Origin of the sequence: Streptomyces sp. CBMA123, assembly GCF_014596465.1 — a bacterium.
Lineage (GTDB): Bacteria > Actinomycetota > Actinomycetes > Streptomycetales > Streptomycetaceae > Kitasatospora.
Genome location: NZ_MECK01000124.1, coordinates 27,371 through 43,825, shown reverse-complemented (window position 1 = coordinate 43,825; position 16,455 = coordinate 27,371). Strand labels below are relative to the sequence as shown.

The following is a 16,455-nucleotide window of genomic DNA, read 5'->3' as shown; positions in this document are numbered from 1 at the left end:
CACACCGGCCCGAGGCCCGATGATGCTCCCATGACCGCCACTGCTCACGACCCGTACGCCCTGCTCGCACAGAGCCGCCTCGGCATCCTCGCCACCATCAAGGCGGACGGGCGGCCCCAGCTCTCCCCCGTCCTGCCGTTCTACGACCGCGCGGCGAACGTCATCCTGATCTCCACCCGGGACGGCCTGGCGAAGACCGCGAACCTGCGCCGGGACCCCCGGGTCAGCCTGGAGGTGACCGGGCCGGACGGACGGTCCTGGGCCACCGCCGAGGGCGTCGCCACCCTCACCGGGCCGGGCACCGACCCGGACGGGCCGGAGGCCGAGGCGCTGGTCGACTACTACCGCCGGGCCGCCGGGGAGCACCCCGACTGGGCGGAGTACCGCGCGGCGATGGTCGCCGACCGCCGGGTGCTGCTCACCATCCCGGTCGACCACGTGTACGGCGCCGCGATCTGACCAGTCGTCCCGGCCACCCCGACGGGGGGTGGTGGCCGGGGCGGCCCTGCTTCCGGGTCAGCTCTTCGTCGCCGTGACCACGGTGGCGTCCAACTCCTCCGCACGGCTCACCGCCGCCGCCAGACCCACCGACCGGGCCACCACCAGCGCGTCGGCCGCCTGCCGCTCACTGGTCTCGAACAGCAGCGACCCGCCCGGCGCCAGCCACCGCGGCGCCGTCACGGCCACCCGGCGCAGCACGTCCAGCCCGTCCGCCCCGCCGTCCAGCGCGGGCCGCGCCTCGTGCAACCGGGCCTCCGGCGGCAGGAGTTCGATGTCACCGGTCGGTACGTACGGGACGTTGGCGATCAGCACCTCCACCCGGCCGCGCAGCGCGTCCGGCAGGGCGGCGAACAGGTCGCCCTCGAAGACCTGTGCTCCCGTTCCGGCCAGGTTGCGCCGGGCGCAGCGGACGGCGGCCGGGTCCAGGTCGGCGGCGTACAGCTCGACGGGGTGTCCGGCGCCGGCCGCGACGGCGGCGCCGAGTGCGCCGCTGCCGCAGCACAGGTCGACCACCACCGCGCCGGGACGGGCCAGCCGGGCGGCCTCGGTGGCCAGGAACTCGCTGCGCCGGCGCGGGACGAACACACCGGGGTCGACGGCGATCCGCAGCCCGGCGAACTCGGCCCAGCCGACGACGTGTTCGAGCGGCCGGCCCTGGGCGCGGGCCCGGACCATGGCGGCCAGTTCGGCGGGTGTGGCGGCGGCGGTGAGCAGGATCCGCGCCTCGTCCTCGGCGAACACACAACCGGCGGCGCGCAGTCGGGAGACGACGGAGGAACGGAGAACAGCGGAGGCGAAGACCGGCAAAGGGAACCCCTTGGGCAGGACAGGAGGAGAACGGAGGACTCCGTCAGGGCTCCCGCCAGGGCCGACGCCGCGTCGGTGCGCCCGCGCTACGCGCGCGGTGCGCCCGCACGGCCGCGCTCCGGGAGCACCCGCTCGGACATACCGGTAATGGGTCTCACCTCCCTGGTGCGTGGTCGTGTTCAGCGTCGGTCACCCTACCGCACCCGCTCCGCACGGCGAACGGGCCGACGAACGGGCCGACGAACGGGCCGCTGACCGGGCCGATGCCCGGCCGTGGGCTCAGCCGAGGAAGTCGGCAACCAGGACGGCGAACTCCTCCGGGGTGGTGACCGGCACTCCGAGTTCCTCCGCCTTGACGCGCTTGGAGCCCGCCTTCTCGCCCGCGACCAGCAGGCTGGTGCGCTTGGACACCGAGGAGGAGGCCTTGCCGCCCGCGCGTTCGATCAGTTCGTTCATCTCGTTGCGGGAGAGTTCGGCGAGGGCACCGGTCATGCTGCCTGTCACCACCACGCTCTGCCCGGCCAGCGGACCTGCGGCCGTCCCCTCGCCCACCGGGCCCACAGCGCTCGCCCCGCCCGTCGCCGCCGCCGCTGCCACCACTGCCGCCGCGGCGACCGGCTCGGTGACCTCCGTCCCCACCCCCTGCTCCGCCAGTCGGTCCAACAGCGCTGCCAGCTCGGCGAGTTCGGTCACGATCACGGCCGCCTTCTCCGGCCCGATGCCGTCCACGCCCGCCAGCGCCTCGGCGTGGGCAGCCCGGATCGCGACCATGCTGCCGAAGTGCGCGGCGATCCGGCGCGACATCGTCCGCCCGGTGCCACGGATGCCGAGGGCGCAGAACACCCGGTTCAGCGGGCGGGTGCGGGCGGTCTCGATGGCGCCGAGCAGGTTGTCGGCGCTGGTCTCGCCCATCCGCTCCAGGGTGCGCAACTGATCCTTGGTCAGGGTGAAGAGGTCGGCGAGGTCGGCGACCAACCCGGACTCGACCAACTGGACGGCCCGGGTGCCGCCGAGGCCCTCGATGTCGAGCTGGTCGCGCCCGGCCGCGTAGATCACCGAGGCGACGGCCTGGCAGCCCCGGCCGCGCACGCAGCGCCAGCGCTGCTCGGCCCGGTCGATGGCGTCGCCGCAGCGGGGGCAGACCTCGGGGAAGGCGATCGGCTGCTCGGAGCCGGTGCGCTCGTCCACCAGCGGCGCCTCCACCCGGGGGATGACGTCCCCGGCGCGGTAGACGAACACCTGGTCGCCGATCATCAGCCCGCGGCGCTCGATGTCGGCGGGGTTGTGCAGGGTCGCGTAGGCGACGGTGACGCCGTCGATGACCACCGGGTCGAGCACAGCGCGGGGCGCGATGATCCCGGTGCGGCCGACGTTCCACTCCACCCCGAGCAGCCGGGTGACCTTGTGCTGGGCCTGGAGCTTGCGGGCCACCGCCCAGCGCGGCGCCCGGGAGCCGGACCCGGCCTGCTCCTGGTCGGCGACCGCGTCCGCCTTGACGACGACGCCGTCGATACCGAAGGGCAGCGCGGCGCGCAGGGCGGCGATCTTCTCGATCCGCTGCTCGGCCTCGGCCAGCGTGGCGCAGCGGCGGGGGGCGGCCTCGGTGCTGGCGGCGGTGTTGGCGCCGAGTTCGGCGAGGCGGGCGAGCAGCTCGGCGTGGTCGAGGCCGGGCAGGCCGTGGGCGTCGTAGCCGAAGAAGGTGAGCTCGACCCGGTAGGGGCGGTCCTTGGCGCGCAGGGTGCCGGCCGCGCCGCTGCGCGGGTGGGCGAACGGGGTGGCGCCGTGGGTGGTGCGCACCGCGTTCGCCTGTTCGAACTGTTCGTGGGTGAGCAGCACCTCGCCGCGCAGTTCGACGTCGAGCGGTTCGGCCAGCCGGGCGGGCAGGCCCAGGACGGCGTCCGCCGCATGGGTGATGTCCTCCCCCGCCAGGCCGTCGCCCCGGGTGAGCACCTGGGTGAGCCGGCCCGCGCGGTAGCGGGCGGCGACGGCTAGGCCGTCCAACTTGGGCTCGACGCACCAGGCGGCGACCGGCCGGCCGAGCCTGCGCTCCAGCCCGGCGGCCCAGGACTCCAGCTCCTCGGCCGAGAAGACGTTGTCGAGAGAGAGCATCGGCGTGCTGTGCGGGACGTCGCCGACGGCCGCGCCGCCGGCCACCTTGCCGGTGGGCGACTCGGGCAGCACCTGGTCGGGGTGCTCGCGCTCATAGGCCTCGATCGCCCGGACCAGGGCGTCGTACTCGTCGTCCCCCAGCGGGGTGGAGCCGTCGGCGTAGTACGCCGCGGCGGCCCGTACGGCGGTGGCGACGGCGTCGGCGTAGGCCTCCGGGGAGGCGGGAGCGGCAGGGGTGGCCGTGGTGGCTGCGTCCTTCATACCGCCATCATGGCGAGCCGCACTGACATTCGACCTGCCCCGCCGCGCGGGCGGACGTCAGACCGGTTGCAGCGCCACCGGCCCCGCCTCGGCCCGCGACTCCGCCGACCGCCCGTCGCCGCCCTCCTCCGCCTGCCGGGCCGCCGCGACCTCGGCGACCACCTGGGCGCCGCGGTCCGGCCCCATCCGGAGCGAGCCGAGCACCCCGGGCACCGCGACGCTCGGCATCAGGTGCTGGAACAGGCCGGACACCCGGAGTTCCAGGTCGGCCCGGCCGGCGAGCTTCTGCGACTGGATCTGAACACCCGTCCAGGCGGCGGTCATCAGCCACGCGGTGTCGGCCGGGACGACGTGCGGCAGCAGTTCGCCGCGCTCGCCGGCGGCGACCAGCAGCGCCTCCATCCGGCTGATCCAGCCGGGGATCACACCGCCGCCGAGGTCATCGAGGACGTCCTGGCCGAGCGTGAGCCGGGCGCCCGCGCTGAGCAACGGGTCACGCGGCATCAGGTGTGCGACTACCATCCCGGTGTCCACGAACTCCTGGAGCTTGCAGCTACGTTCGGGCACTCCGTCCTGGACGAACTGCTCCTCGACGACGCCTTGCGCGAGATCCCGCTTCGAGGCGAAATGGAAGTACACCGCACCTCGCGTCACCCCGGCCCGGGAGACCACCTCCCCGATGGTGGCGCCCTCGTAGCCGAACTCGTCGAAGACCGACGCCGCGGCCTCCAGGATCAGCCGACGCGTCCGGAGCGCTCGTTCCTGCCGTACCACCGCAACCACCCCGCCCTGAGCTCCGGGAAAACAAAACCAAACACCCCGCATCCTAGCTACGGGCTCCCCACGGGCGACAAGACGATGTCGGGGAATCAGCGACTCCTCCCCTCCTTCCCCACCCGTTCCACCTCTTCTCTCCTACGGTCCGTCAGATCCCGACCGGACGAATGGAAGTCACACCTCTCCGGAGATCCGCCGACGAACACGGCTAGCACCCGGCGCTCTCGCCTGAAAACCGAACGATCGGTTTCTTCTGATCGGCCGCTTCCCTCCCAAAGCCCACCTCCACCGCTTCCGCAACCAAACGGTTGAGTACGGGGGGGCAGCGGAGTAGCGTGGTTCTCAACCAATCGGTTGCGGATGAACAGAGGTGTGCGGTGGCCGTCGACCAGCTCTCCCGGGCGTTCGTCGCCCTGGCCGATCCGACCAGGCGCGACATCGTCGCCCGGCTCTCGGTCCGGGACGCGACCGTCGGCGAGCTGGCGGAGTCCTACGCGATGTCCATGCAGGCCGTCTCCAAGCACCTCAAGGTGCTGGAGGAGGCCGGACTGGTCAGTCGCCGCCGGGACGCCCAGCGGCGGCCGTGCCACCTGGAGCCGCAGGTGTTCGACTTGATGACGAGCTGGATCGAGCGCTACCGCCGCCAGGCCGAGGCCCGCTTCGGCCGCCTGGACGCCGTCCTCGCGGCCATGGCCGACGCAGACGCCAACACAGACGCAGACACCGACGCAGACGCCAACGCACACGCAGACACCGGCGCGGACACCGACGCCGACACCGACGCGGAACCGAAGCCGACCGGTGCGGACGACCCAGAGAGCCGCAGCCGCCCCGACCGCCCCCGGCACACCGAAGGAGCCCCGCAATGACCTCCACCACCGGCCACCAGACCCACATCGAGGCGGACCCGACGCTGCCCACCATCCGGATCGTCCGCGAGTTCGACGCCCCGCAGGAGCGGGTGTTCCGGGCCTGGATCGAGCCCCAGCTGGTCGCCCGTTGGCTCGGCCCCGAGGACCTCGACCTGAAGATCGACGACTGGGAGCCCCGCACCGGCGGCCACTACCGCTACTCCATGCACCGCGAGGGCCAGGAGGTCGCCGCCTTCTACGGCTCCTTCCATGAGGTCCGACCGGCCACCCGGCTCGTCCAGACCTTCACCTTCGAGGGCGTACCGGACGGCGTCGCGCTGGACACCGCCGTCTTCGAACCCGCCGGCGAGGGCCGTACCCGCGTGACCGTCCTGTCGGTGGTCGACAGCCTGGCGGCCCGGGACGCGATCCTGGTCAGCGGTATGGAGCGCGGCGTGGTCGAGGGCTACCGGAAGCTGGACGCCCTGCTCGCCGCAGCCTCCTCCTGAGCCCCCGCCCCCGGGCCCGTCAGGGCAGCACGGCCACCGCCTCCACCTCCACCAACTGGTCGCGGTAGCCGAGCACCGAGACGCCGAGCAGCGTACTGGGGGCGTCGTGCGCCCCCAGGTACTCCCGGTACACGTTCCAGACCTTCACCAGGTCCGCCTGATCGCCGGAGGCCACGTACACGGTGGTCCGGGCGATGTCCGTGACCCCCGCACCCGCCTCCTCCAGCACGGTTATCAGATTGCGCATCACCTGGTGGGCCTGGCCCTCGTAGTCCCCGACGGCGACGGTGCGCCCCTCCTCGTCCAGCGGGCACGCTCCGGCGAGCCAGAGCGAACGGGCCGGGGCATCGACCACCGCCGCGTAGGCGTAGTCGACGGCCTGGGTCAGACGGGTGTTGCGGACCAGCTTGACGGCGCTGTCCATGAGGGCCTCCGAGGTCGTCACCGAACGTTCGCGCCCATCGTTGGCCCCTCACGAACGACCGTCAAACCGATTTCCGGTGAACTCCCGGGCCCGCCAAGGCCTGTGTGCCCACGATTCACCGCTGCGGGTGATGGCGGACGGCGCCGCCGGACCGCGATCCTGGTGCGGACCCGCGCCAACCCCGCGACCAGCCCAGGAGAGCCGACCGATGGAGTCCCGACCCCCCGGCCATGACCAGGCCTCCGGAGTAGCCCGCCGCCGCATGCTCGGCCTCGCCCTCGGTGCGGGCCTCGCCCCGGCCCTCGGCGCCGCGGCCCAACCCGCCCACGCCACAGGCCGGTCCAACCCGTCCGACCCGTCCGACCCATCCGACCCATCCGACCCGTCCGACCCGTCCGCGGCCTCGCTCGCCGCCGCGGCCCTCGGCCGCCGGGTCGCCGCCGTCGCCGAGGCGCAGATCGGCGTTCCGTACGCCTGGGGCGGCGGTGACCGGCTGGGCCCGGGCCTCGGCTTCTGCGACGAGGAGAACGGCTATCTCAACGGCGTGTGCCTGGGCGAGAGCACGGTCGGCTTCGACTGCAGCGGGCTGTCCCTGTACTGCTGGTACCGCGCCAGTCACGGCACCGTCGAGCTCGGGCACTACACCGTGGCCCAGTTCCACCGCGGCGCCCCGGTCGAACGCGACGCCCTCGCCCCCGGTGACCTGCTGTTCTTCTCCCGCCCCGACGCGCCGCTGCACCACGTCGGCGTCTACGCGGGCGACGGCGCGATGATCCACGCCGAGCGCACCGGCACCCTGGTGGCCCGGGTCGAGAAGGTGCTCGACCTCCCGCGCTGGGCGGGCGAGTTCGCGGGCGCCCGCCGCCCGGGGCCGCCCACCGGCTGAGCTCAGACGGCGCCGCGCCGCAGCGCCTCCCCCTGGTTCACCCGCAGCAGCAGCTCCTGCAGCACCCGCCGCTCCGCCGGGTCCAGCGGAGCCAGCACCTCGTCCTGCACCGCCCGGGCCTGCGCGTCCAGTTCGGCCAGCAGCGTCCGCCCGGCGGCGGTGACCGACACCGAGACCCGCCGCCGGTCCGCCTCGTCCCGGCGGCGCTCGACGTACCCGGCCGCGCCGAGCTGGTCGGCGACCTTCGCGAGGTCGCTCGGGTCGATGCCCAGCCGCCGCACCAGGTCCCGCTGAGCCTGCGGCCCGAAGTCGGCGAGCGCCGCCAGTACGGCCATGTCCCAGAGCCGCAGGCCGCGTTCGGCGAGGTGCTCGGCGAGCCGGGCCCGCGCCGTCCGGCCGATCCGGGCCAGCAGGAAGGTGCTTAGGTCCAGCAGGGTCGGCGGCAGCGCGCCGGGCGGGGCGGGGTCCTCGGAGGCCATGGCGGTATTCTAGGGTCACTCCCTATAGTGGGTGCCGACCCAGAGATTCAGAGCCCACCTGGAGCCCGACCGTGGACGCCCTCTACCCCCGCCTGCTCGTCACCCGCTTCGCCGAGACCTTCGGCTTCTACCGCGCCGTCCTCCCCCCGTTCACCGGCGCCACCCTGATCAAGGGCACGCCCGAGGGCCCGTACGCCAACTGGGACGTCGACGACCAGGCCGTCCTGGCGCTCTTCGACCGCGCCGCGATGGCCGCCACCCTGGGCACCGCCGGCCTGCCCGCCGACCCCGGCGCCCCCGCCCAGGACCCCGCGATGCTGGTCTTCCGGGTCGACGACGTGGACGCGGCGCTCGCCCTCTGCCTCGCCCACGGCGGCACCCTCGCCGCCCCGGCCGCCGACCGCCCGGAGTGGGGCCCCACCCTGCGCAGCGCCCATCTGCGCGACCCCGAGGGCCACTTGATCGAGCTGCAGTCCTACTGACCGCCGGGGGCACCCGACCCCGGCGGCCGGCGACACCAGGATCGGCGACGCCGGAACCGGCGCCGCCGGGGCCCCTCAGCGGTGGAAGACCTGCAGCTCACGGACCGCGTCGTTGAAGTTCCCGCCCAGCTGGGGAGCCGGCAGGTCCATGGTCTTCTCCACGCTGAGGGTCGACCAGAGGTGGACGGCGTTGCAGTTGTTGTAGCCCTTCATCGAGGAGACGCTCAGCGCGACACCGAAGTAGTTGACCAGGTGGTAGCCGGTGCCGTCGCAGCCGCCGGCGTCGCCGAAGAAGGAGTAGATGACGCCGCCCTGGTAGTCGACGTCCTTGAACTCCTCCAGCAGCAGCGTCCGGTCGGTCGGCTGCTCTGCCGTGCGGGTGCGGCCGTCGGCCTCGGCGAGCGCGTCGGCGCGGGAATCCCACGAGCAGGCCCGGCCGAGCACCGGGGAGGCACCGTCGGCGCCGGGCAGGTGCCCGAGCACGGCGGCGCAGTACTGGACCTCCGGCACCGGCAGCGGGCGGAGCCCGGCCGAGCCCGCCGGGGCGGCGGCGACGGCACCGGCGAGGGCGAGACAGACGGTGAGGACGGGAGCGACGAGCCTGCGCGATCCGCGCATGGGCACCTCCGGGACGATGGGACTGGTGGGGACGGCGGCGGCCGTGGACCCGGCCGCCGCGCCCATTCGACGGGCGGCCACCGCCCCCGGCCCCGCCGACACTCCGCGCGCCGCACTAGTCGTACGTATGCTCCCGGCCCGCCGTCCGGTTCAGCCGGCGGGCGCGTCCCGCCACAGCTCGGCGCTGCAGTCCGCGACCAGCGCGCCGATCCGGGCCCAGGCCTCCTCCGCGGGCATCGGCTCCAGCCGGCGGCCGTCCCGCAGCCGCAGTGCGACCCGCTCGTCCACGGCCTCCTTGGCGCCGATCACCGCCTGGTAGGGCACCAGCCGGGCCTCCCGGATCCGGGCGCCGAGACTGCCGTGCTCGGGCCCGGCGACCTCGGCCCGCAGCCCGAGGTCCAGGCAGCGTTGCCGCAGCCGCTCGGCCTGCGGCAGCTCGGCGTCGGAGATCGGCACCAGCACCACCTGGGCCGGCGCGAGCCAGGCCGGGAACGCCCCGCCGTACAGCTCGATCAGGTGGGCGACCACCCGTTCCACACTGCCGATCACGCTGCGGTGCACCATCACCGGGCGGTGCTTGGCGCCGTCCGGGCCGATGTAATGCAGGTTGAACCGCTCGGGCTGGTGGAAGTCGATCTGCACGGTGGAGAGGGTGAACTCGCGCCCGGCACCGTCGGCGATCTGCACGTCGATCTTTGGACCGTAGAAGGCGGCCTCGCCCTCGGCCGCCTCGAACGGCACCCCGGAGCGCTCCAGCACCTCGGTGAGCAGCGCCACCGCCCGCTCCCAGAGCTTCGGGTCGGCCACGTACTTGCCGCCCGCGCCGGGCAGCGAGAGCCGGTAGCGGACCGGCACGATGCCGAGCGCGCGGTGCGCCTCGCGGATCAGCTCCAGGGCGGCGACGGCCTCGTCGGCGGCCTGCTCGGGGGTGCAGAAGACGTGGGCGTCGTTCAGCTGGATCGCCCGGACCCTGGTCAGCCCGCCGAGCACGCCGGACAGCTCGGAGCGGTACATGCCGCCCAACTCGGCCATTCTTAGGGGCAGTTCACGGTAGCTGTGCGGGCGTGAGCGGAAGATCAGGGCATGGTGCGGACACAGGCTGGGGCGCAGCACCATCTCCTCCGAGCCGAGTTCCATGGGTGGGAACATGTCCTCGCGGTAGTGGTTCCAGTGGCCGGAGATCTCGTACAGCTCGCGCTTGCCCAGCACCGGCGAGTAGACGTGGCGGTAGCCGGCCCGGCGCTCGCGGCCCCGGATGAACTCCTCCAGGGTGTGCCGGATCGCGGCGCCGTCGGGCAGCCAGTACGGCAGGCCGGAGCCCATCAGCGGGTCGGTGTCGAACAGGTCGAGCTCGCGGCCGAGCCTGCGGTGGTCGGGTGCGGGCCGGTCCTGGACGGACTGCTCGTTCATGGTGGTCTCCACTCGGGTTGGGCGGGCGAGTGGGCCGGGGAACGACGAAGCCCCGGGGCACTCGCCCCGGGGCTTCGGACTTGGTCAGCAGTCAGCGCGCCGGGACTCTTTCCGGCGTCGTCGTGGCGAGTGCAGCGCGCTTCATGCGTTCCACGGTAGCAGCTCACCGGCGTCCGCGTTGATCTTTGCGGGCGGGATCACAGCAGGACCATGCAGCCACGCTCGATGAGCGCCTCCATCAGGTGATCCGGGACCTGTACGTCGTTCCACCGCAGGTCGAGCTTCTCCAGCGCGGGCAGCGCCGCCGGATCGGCCAGCCAGTCGGGCAGTTCGGTGATGCCGTTGGTGCGGAGGTCGATCCGGCGCAGCCTCGGCAGCCCGGCGAGGACGGCGGGCAGTTCACCTAGGGCGTTCTCCCTCAGTTCCAGCTCGCGCAGTTCGGAGAGCAGCGTGAAGGAGGCCGGCAGGGCGGTCAACTCGTTCCCGCGCAGCCAGAGTTCGCGCAGCTCGCCGAGGGCGCCGATCGACTCCGGCAGGGCGGTGAGCCGGTTGTGCTGGGCGCGCAGTTCGACCAGCTCGGCCATCTTGCCGATGGCGAACGGGAGTTCGGTGAGCCGGTTCTCGCCGACATTGAGGTAGCGCAGCCGGGTGAGCCGCCCGAGGCCGTCCGGCAGGGTGGTCAGCTGGTTGTCGTGCAGGTAGAGGAAGTCCCGGAGCCAGGTGAGCCGGGTCAGTTCGGCGGGCACCTCGGTGAACAGGTTGTGTCCGAGGTCGAGGGTGCGCAGCCGCATCAATCTGCTGATGCCGGGCGGGAGTTCGGAGAGCGCGCCTTCGGCGAGGATGAGCACGGTCAGGTCGTTGCGTTCCCACACCGAGCTGAGCACCTCGGCGGCCACCGGACCGAGCGGCTGTCGCCAGAGGTTGAGCGTCATGTCTGTCACGTCCACCATTGTCCGCCCTCACCACTGCGCCGTCGGCACGTGGCGCGTCGTGCCACGGGTGGGGGCCCGGCGGCTTCGTTCACTCCACCGAGGGCAGGCCTGCGGGTGATCTGTGGCGAGGGCGGTGCGGTCCGGCCGGTGACCACAGGGAGTCTGCGGTCACCGGCCGGGAGAGGCTCAGGAGCCACGTGGTCGGGTTCGTGGACGACCATCCGGTCGGCCGGGGCCTGCCCTCCTCGACCGCCCTCGCGAGCACGGTCCGGAGCCGTCGGGCTCGGTCAGCCGATCGGTGGTGCGAGGTATTCCAGCGCGTAGCCCTCGCCGGAGGGGGTCACCCGGGCGATGCCGGGTGAGTCGAGGTGGGCGCCGGCTACGAAGTGGTCTGGTCGGGTCAGTTGTTCGAGGAGTGACGCTCGCGCGGCGCGGGCCTGCGACTGGTCGCCGTCGAACTCCCAGGACACGTTCGGCTGATCGAACTGGAGCGTGGGGACGTGCACGGTGTCGCCCCAGACGAGAAGGTGGCCGGTGCCGCTCCTGACGTCGTAGACGGTGTGACCGGGGGTGTGGCCCGGTGTCGGGATCGCGGTGCACCAGTCGTTGATCGCGACCTTCTCGGACACGGGCACGACCCGGTCGCGGATCGGCTCGAGCCGCCCCGTGAACACCGAGGTGTCGCCCGCGCCGATCCACACCCGCTCGAGTTCGGCGAACGCCTCCGAACCGTCCGGCGCGATCAGGCCGCTCACGTGGTCCTCGTGCTTGTGGGTGATGGCCACATCGGTGATGTGCGCGCGCTGGACTCCTGCTTCGTGGAGCGCGTCGTAGATCAGTCCCATGGTGGGGTCGTGCCAGACGTCGGACGCGCCGGTGTCGATGAGAACGGACTGCGTGCCGTCGGTGACGAAGAAGGCGTTGACCGACAGCCGTAGGTTGTCGCCGGCCAGCGGCACGGCGGCCGGCAGCACATCGAGCGCGCACCCGTCCTCGTCGCGGAGCCGTGTCGGCGGCATGTCGATGTACCCGTCTCGCAACGAGATCACCTGCAGGTCGCCGAATTCGAACGTGGCATGGTGCCGGCCACTCGAGATCAAACGCATGGAACCTCCGTCGTGTTGGGCGTGTCTTTTCGTTGACCACCGGGTGGGAGGCGTGCGGCAGCGCCCGGACTCGCCTGCCGATCGAACGGACCGGCACCGAGTGGCGGTTGGTGCGGACCGCGAGCCGGCCGCGGCGGTCGGGCCTCGGCACCGCCCTGCCCGTGAACGCCCCTGCCCCGGGCCGACGGACCCACCGGGCCGGCTCAACGGGGGCGCGTCAGCCACGCCGTAGGTGGAACAGCCCGTCCACGACGCGGTGGAGGAGCTCCTCCGGGAACTCGGCGAGTTCGCCGCGGGCCTCCTCGGTGAGGCGCATGGCGGTGGCGCCCTCGTGGAGGATCACCAGCAGCCGGGCGAGGTCGCGCGGGTGGACCTCCGGGGCGTGGTCGGTCGCCTCCTCGATCAGCTCCACCAGGCCGTCGATCAGCCGGGCCTCGTGCTCGGCGAGGCTGCGGGCGACCTCCGGGTGCCGGGCGGCGTGCAGGGTGAACTCCATGGAGAGCAGGAACCATCCCTCGTCCTCCCGGCGCCGGTCGGCCAGTTCGCGCAGCATCCGGGACGGGACGTCCTGGGCGGCGGCGGTGGCCGTGAAGGCGGTGCGCAGATCGGCGAGCAAGCGGTCGATCTGCTGGTCGTAGAGAGCGAGGAACAGCTGTTCCTTGTCCTGGTAGTTGGAGTAGAACGCGCCCCTGGTCAGCCCGGCGCGGGCCACGATGTCGCGGATCGAGGTGGCATGGAAGCCGTGTTCGGTGAACAGGGCGAGGGCGCTGTCGTTCAGGGCGGCGACGGTCAGCGGGCGCCGCTTCGTGGGTGACTTGGGCACGAACTGCGGTCCTCGGCTCTCGTTCTTCGCTCGGCACGGTGCCGCCGGGCGGCCCGGCCCAGTCTACGGGCCGGGCCGGGGTCGCCGTCCGTGTGCCGAGCGGCCGCAGCGTGTCAGGCGGCAGCGGCGCCCCCGCCGGAGCCGCGGTCCGAGCCGCGGTCCGAGCCGCGGTCCGAGTCGCGGTCCGAGCCGGAGCCGTAGTCGTAGAAGCCGCGCCCGGTCTTGACGCCGAGTCGGCCGGCCTCCACGTACTCCTCCAGCAGGGTGCGCGGCCCGGCGGGCAACTCCGGGCGCTCGGCGGCGTAGTGCTCCTCGATGTCCAGTACGACGTCCAGCCCGACCTGGTCCATCGCCCGGAACGGGCCGCCCCGCAGACCGGTGTTGACGGACCACATGGCGTCCACCTCCTCCGCGGTGGCGACGCCCTCGGCCACCACCGCGAGCGACTCGCGCTTGATGGCCGCCCAGATGCGGTTGAAGATGAAGCCGGTGCTCTCCTTGCGCGCCTCGAACGGGAAGACGCCGTGGCGCGGCAGTTCGGCCAGCAGCAGGTCGATGACGGCCCGGTCGGTGCGGCCGCTGGACATCACGTCCACCGCGTTCTGGACGGGCGGCATGTAGAAGTGGATGTTGACCAGCCGCTCGGGCTCCCGCACCCGGTCGACGAAGTGGCTGGTCGGGTAGGACGAGGAGTTGCTGCCCAGGACCGCGTCCCGGTCGGCGTACCGGTCGAGGTCGGCGAAGACCCGCTCCTTGAGCTCCGGGCGCTCGGGCACCGCCTCGATCACCAGCCAGGCGCCGCGCAGTGCCTCGGCGAGGTCACCGGTGACGGCGACGGTGCCCGCCCCGCTCCCGCCCACCTTCGCGGCGACGGCGGGCAGCTGCTCCGCCACGTAGGCACCGGCGGCCGCGAGCTGCTCGGCCGAGGGGTCGTAGATCCGCACCTCGCCGCCGTCGGTGGCGAACATCAGGGCGATGCGGCGCCCGAGGGTGCCGGCTCCGACGACGGCGACGGGTCGGCCGGTGGGGTTGGGGGCGGTGAACGACATCGAGATCACTCCTTGGCTGTGCGGGTGCTGCTGCGCACCGAGGGGATGCGGGGGCGCCACGGGCGGTCCGGGCGGTTGGGGCACTACCGGCGGCCCGGGTGTTCCGCGCGCTTGCACCGCGATCCCATCGGATGCATGGTGTATCCGATACATATCGTATCCGTTTGAGGGGACCGCACAACCCCACCCCGTCCGAAGGAGCCCCCTGATGCGTTCCGAGCAGGTCGTCCGCCACGCCGCCACCCCGCTGACCGCCCCCGTCTACCCCCTGCGCGCCACCCGCTTCACCGACCGCGAGTACCTGAACGTCGTCTACCGGACCGACCCCGAGGCGCTGCGCGCCGTCGTCCCCGAGCCACTGGAGATCGACGAGCCGCTGGTGCGCTTCGAGATCATGAAAATGGGCGAGGTCGACGGCTACGGCCCGTACGTCGAGGCCGGGCAGGTCATCCCGGTGCGGCACGGCGAAGAGCACGGTGAATATCTGCACGCGATGTACCTGGACAGCTTCGCCGCCACCGCGGCCGGCCGGGAGCTGAGCGCCTACCCCAAGGTGATGGCCACGCCGCGACTGTTCACGGAGGCCGGCACCCTCGTCGGCACCCTGGACTACGGAAGCCAGCGGGTCGCCACCGCGACCATGGCCTACAAGTGGCAGCCGCTGGACCAGCGGGAGGCACGCGACCAGATCACCGTGCCCACCTTCGCGGTCAAGGTGATCCCCGACTACACCGGCGGCCTGCGGGTCTGCGACCTGGTCCGCACCCGGATCAGCGACGTGACCGTCAAGGAGGCCTGGACCGGCCCGGCCCGTCTCCAGCTCAACGCCCATGTGATGGCGCCGCTGGCCGACCTGCCGGTGCTGGAGGTCGTCTCGGCGAGCCACATCGTCACCGATCTGACCCTCTCCCCCGTCGCCCCCGTGCACGACTACCTCGCGGAGCAGCGCCGCTCGGCCTGACGGCGGGGCCGGGGCCGGGGCACCTCGTCGACGGATGCCGCCCACCGCGACCGGCCGCCCAACCCGGCCCGGCCCCACTCCCCACCCCCGACCGCTGCGGCTCAGCCGAGCTTCAGCCAGGTGTCACCCCCGCCCTGGTGGGTGCCGCAGAACGCCTCCTCCAGGAAGCCGCCCTGCGCGGCGAGTTGCGCGGAGGCCTGCACCGCGTCGCCCCTGGACGTCACGGACATCGCGACCTGGCGGGTGCCCGAGCTCCACAGCTGCGAGCTGAAGCCGGGCACCCCGCCGTCGTGGCCGTAGACCGGACCGCAGGACAGCTGCAGCCGTGCCAGCCCCAGCCCGTAGCCCAGGCCAGGGAGCCGGCCGTCGGCCTGCACCGGGATGGTCGTCTTCATCTCCCGCATCAGCTGGGGCGACAGCAGCCGACCGCCCAACAGGGCCTGCTCGAAGCGGTTCAGGTCGGCCAGGGTGGATATCAGCTCACCCGCGGAGTTCGCCCACGTGACGCTGGACACCGTGACGTCCCGGTCGCTGCGATCCTCCGGCGCCGGCCCCTCGGCGAGCGTCCAGTAACCGTGGGCGTGCGGGCCGCGGATGTCGGTGGCCGCGCCGGGGAAGTACGTTCCGGTCAGCCCGAGCGGCCGGAGGATGCGGGCGGTGATCTCCTGGGCGTAGCCATGGCCGGTCACCCGCTCGATGATCATGCCGAGCAGGGTGTAGTTGACGTTGGAGTAGCTGAACTTCGCCCCGGGCGGGAAGTTGGGCGCGTGCGCCACCGAGGCCGCCACCACCTGGACCGGGGTGATGGAGCGGGTCAGGCCGCCCTGGTCGAGCCAGTCGCGGATCACCACCGGGTCCGTGGTGTGCGGGAACAGCCCGCCCTCCTCGTTGGTCGGATCCCACAGGCCGGAGCTGTGGTTGAGCAGTTGGCGGACGGTGATGTGCCCGCCGTTGGGGACCACCCCCGGCAGGTAGCGCTCGACCGGCTCGTCCAGGCCGATCCGCCCCTCCCCCACCAGCTGGAGCACGGTGGTGGAGGTGAACGTCTTGGTGATGCTCCCGGCCCGGAACCGCCCGTCCGCCCGCACCGGCGCACCGGAGGCGAGGTCGGAGACGCCGGAACCCGCTCGCCAGACCCCGTCCTCGTCCCGCACCTCGGCTATCGCCGAGGCCGCCCCGGCCCCGGTCACCGCCTTCAGCGCGGCCGACCGCGCTTCACCCTCGACCCGGACGACGGCCGTGCCCGGTGCGGCGCTCCCCGATTCGGCGGCGCCCGCCGACGCGACCGGCGCGGCGAGCGCCAGACAGACGGCTGCCGCCGCCACCATCGCGGAAACCGTACGACGTGTCATGTGACCCCCTCGTCCACGGCGGGCCCCCGCCCGCCTCCGGGACCACAGCCTCGCCGCAGGCCTGATACTCCGTCATCCCCCACCGGGAGGAACCGGTCGTACTCCGACCAACGTAGGC

At 73.0% G+C, this 16,455-nt stretch carries 18 protein-coding genes; 6 read left to right on the top strand and 12 right to left on the bottom strand.

Going from position 1 to position 16,455, the window contains the following annotated elements:
- Window positions 1-30 precede the first annotated feature (30 nt).
- Window positions 31-459 carry a PPOX class F420-dependent oxidoreductase gene (locus BG452_RS16395; RefSeq protein ID WP_188305035.1) on the top strand — a complete coding sequence of 143 codons (429 nt, stop codon included), beginning with the start codon at window positions 31-33 and terminating at the stop codon, window positions 457-459.
- A gap of 57 nt (window positions 460-516) precedes the next feature.
- Here the strand turns inward: BG452_RS16395 and BG452_RS16390 are convergent, their stop codons facing one another.
- The 3 genes from BG452_RS16390 to BG452_RS16380 form a co-directional block, all read right to left on the bottom strand.
- Complete coding sequence (locus tag BG452_RS16390; protein WP_223242300.1) at window positions 517-1,308, bottom strand: putative protein N(5)-glutamine methyltransferase; 792 nt, start codon at window positions 1,306-1,308, stop codon at window positions 517-519.
- A 279-nt stretch (window positions 1,309-1,587) separates the two neighbouring features.
- Entirely contained in the window at window positions 1,588-3,678 is a 2,091-nt protein-coding gene (ligA, locus tag BG452_RS16385) for an NAD-dependent DNA ligase LigA (RefSeq protein WP_188305034.1), read from the bottom strand.
- 57 nt (window positions 3,679-3,735) lie between these two features.
- Entirely contained in the window at window positions 3,736-4,452 is a 717-nt protein-coding gene (locus BG452_RS16380) for a ScbR family autoregulator-binding transcription factor (RefSeq protein WP_188305033.1), read from the bottom strand.
- A gap of 380 nt (window positions 4,453-4,832) precedes the next feature.
- Between BG452_RS16380 and BG452_RS16375 the strand changes: the two genes are divergently transcribed.
- Both BG452_RS16375 and BG452_RS16370 read left to right on the top strand, forming a co-directional pair.
- Window positions 4,833-5,324 (top strand): ArsR/SmtB family transcription factor, encoded by a 492-nt coding sequence (locus BG452_RS16375; protein ID WP_188305032.1) that lies wholly within the window; start codon window positions 4,833-4,835, stop codon window positions 5,322-5,324.
- Entirely contained in the window at window positions 5,321-5,815 is a 495-nt protein-coding gene (locus BG452_RS16370; protein WP_188305031.1) for an SRPBCC family protein, read from the top strand. The genes BG452_RS16375 and BG452_RS16370 overlap by 4 nt, the downstream gene beginning before the upstream one ends.
- Before the next feature lie 19 nt (window positions 5,816-5,834).
- On the opposite strand, the gene BG452_RS16365 is transcribed toward BG452_RS16370, so the two are convergent.
- Entirely contained in the window at window positions 5,835-6,239 is a 405-nt protein-coding gene (locus BG452_RS16365) for a RidA family protein (protein WP_188305030.1), read from the bottom strand.
- Window positions 6,240-6,447: 208 nt separating this feature from the next.
- On the opposite strand from BG452_RS16365, the gene BG452_RS45660 reads away from it, so the two are divergent.
- The gene (locus BG452_RS45660; protein ID WP_223242298.1) at window positions 6,448-7,125 is read left to right on the top strand and encodes a C40 family peptidase; all 678 of its coding nucleotides are present in this window, start codon (window positions 6,448-6,450) and stop codon (window positions 7,123-7,125) included.
- A gap of 2 nt (window positions 7,126-7,127) precedes the next feature.
- On the opposite strand, the gene BG452_RS16355 is transcribed toward BG452_RS45660, so the two are convergent.
- Window positions 7,128-7,604, bottom strand: coding sequence for a MarR family winged helix-turn-helix transcriptional regulator (locus BG452_RS16355; RefSeq protein ID WP_188305029.1), 477 nt, complete (start codon window positions 7,602-7,604; stop codon window positions 7,128-7,130).
- Between the two features lie 71 nt (window positions 7,605-7,675).
- On the opposite strand from BG452_RS16355, the gene BG452_RS16350 reads away from it, so the two are divergent.
- Entirely contained in the window at window positions 7,676-8,086 is a 411-nt protein-coding gene (locus BG452_RS16350; protein ID WP_188305028.1) for a VOC family protein, read from the top strand.
- A 75-nt stretch (window positions 8,087-8,161) separates the two neighbouring features.
- Here the strand turns inward: BG452_RS16350 and BG452_RS16345 are convergent, their stop codons facing one another.
- The 6 genes from BG452_RS16345 to BG452_RS16320 form a co-directional block, all read right to left on the bottom strand.
- Window positions 8,162-8,704 carry a hypothetical protein gene (locus tag BG452_RS16345; RefSeq protein ID WP_188305027.1) on the bottom strand — a complete coding sequence of 181 codons (543 nt, stop codon included), beginning with the start codon at window positions 8,702-8,704 and terminating at the stop codon, window positions 8,162-8,164.
- Between the two features lie 150 nt (window positions 8,705-8,854).
- Window positions 8,855-10,114 carry a threonine--tRNA ligase gene (thrS, locus tag BG452_RS16340; protein WP_188305026.1) on the bottom strand — a complete coding sequence of 420 codons (1,260 nt, stop codon included), beginning with the start codon at window positions 10,112-10,114 and terminating at the stop codon, window positions 8,855-8,857.
- 197 nt (window positions 10,115-10,311) lie between these two features.
- Window positions 10,312-11,046, bottom strand: coding sequence for a leucine-rich repeat domain-containing protein (locus BG452_RS16335; RefSeq protein ID WP_223242307.1), 735 nt, complete (start codon window positions 11,044-11,046; stop codon window positions 10,312-10,314).
- 287 nt (window positions 11,047-11,333) lie between these two features.
- Window positions 11,334-12,152 (bottom strand): MBL fold metallo-hydrolase, encoded by an 819-nt coding sequence (locus BG452_RS16330; protein WP_188305024.1) that lies wholly within the window; start codon window positions 12,150-12,152, stop codon window positions 11,334-11,336.
- 217 nt (window positions 12,153-12,369) lie between these two features.
- Window positions 12,370-12,975, bottom strand: coding sequence for a TetR/AcrR family transcriptional regulator (locus BG452_RS16325; RefSeq protein ID WP_188305023.1), 606 nt, complete (start codon window positions 12,973-12,975; stop codon window positions 12,370-12,372).
- Window positions 12,976-13,088: 113 nt separating this feature from the next.
- Window positions 13,089-14,024 (bottom strand): 3-hydroxyacyl-CoA dehydrogenase family protein, encoded by a 936-nt coding sequence (locus BG452_RS16320; RefSeq protein WP_188305022.1) that lies wholly within the window; start codon window positions 14,022-14,024, stop codon window positions 13,089-13,091.
- A gap of 208 nt (window positions 14,025-14,232) precedes the next feature.
- On the opposite strand from BG452_RS16320, the gene BG452_RS16315 reads away from it, so the two are divergent.
- Window positions 14,233-14,985: an acetoacetate decarboxylase gene (locus BG452_RS16315; RefSeq protein ID WP_188305021.1), complete on the top strand. Its 753-nt coding sequence runs from the start codon at window positions 14,233-14,235 to the stop codon at window positions 14,983-14,985.
- 101 nt (window positions 14,986-15,086) lie between these two features.
- On the opposite strand, the gene BG452_RS16310 is transcribed toward BG452_RS16315, so the two are convergent.
- Window positions 15,087-16,337 (bottom strand): serine hydrolase domain-containing protein, encoded by a 1,251-nt coding sequence (locus BG452_RS16310; RefSeq protein WP_188305020.1) that lies wholly within the window; start codon window positions 16,335-16,337, stop codon window positions 15,087-15,089.
- Window positions 16,338-16,455: the final 118 nt, after the last annotated feature.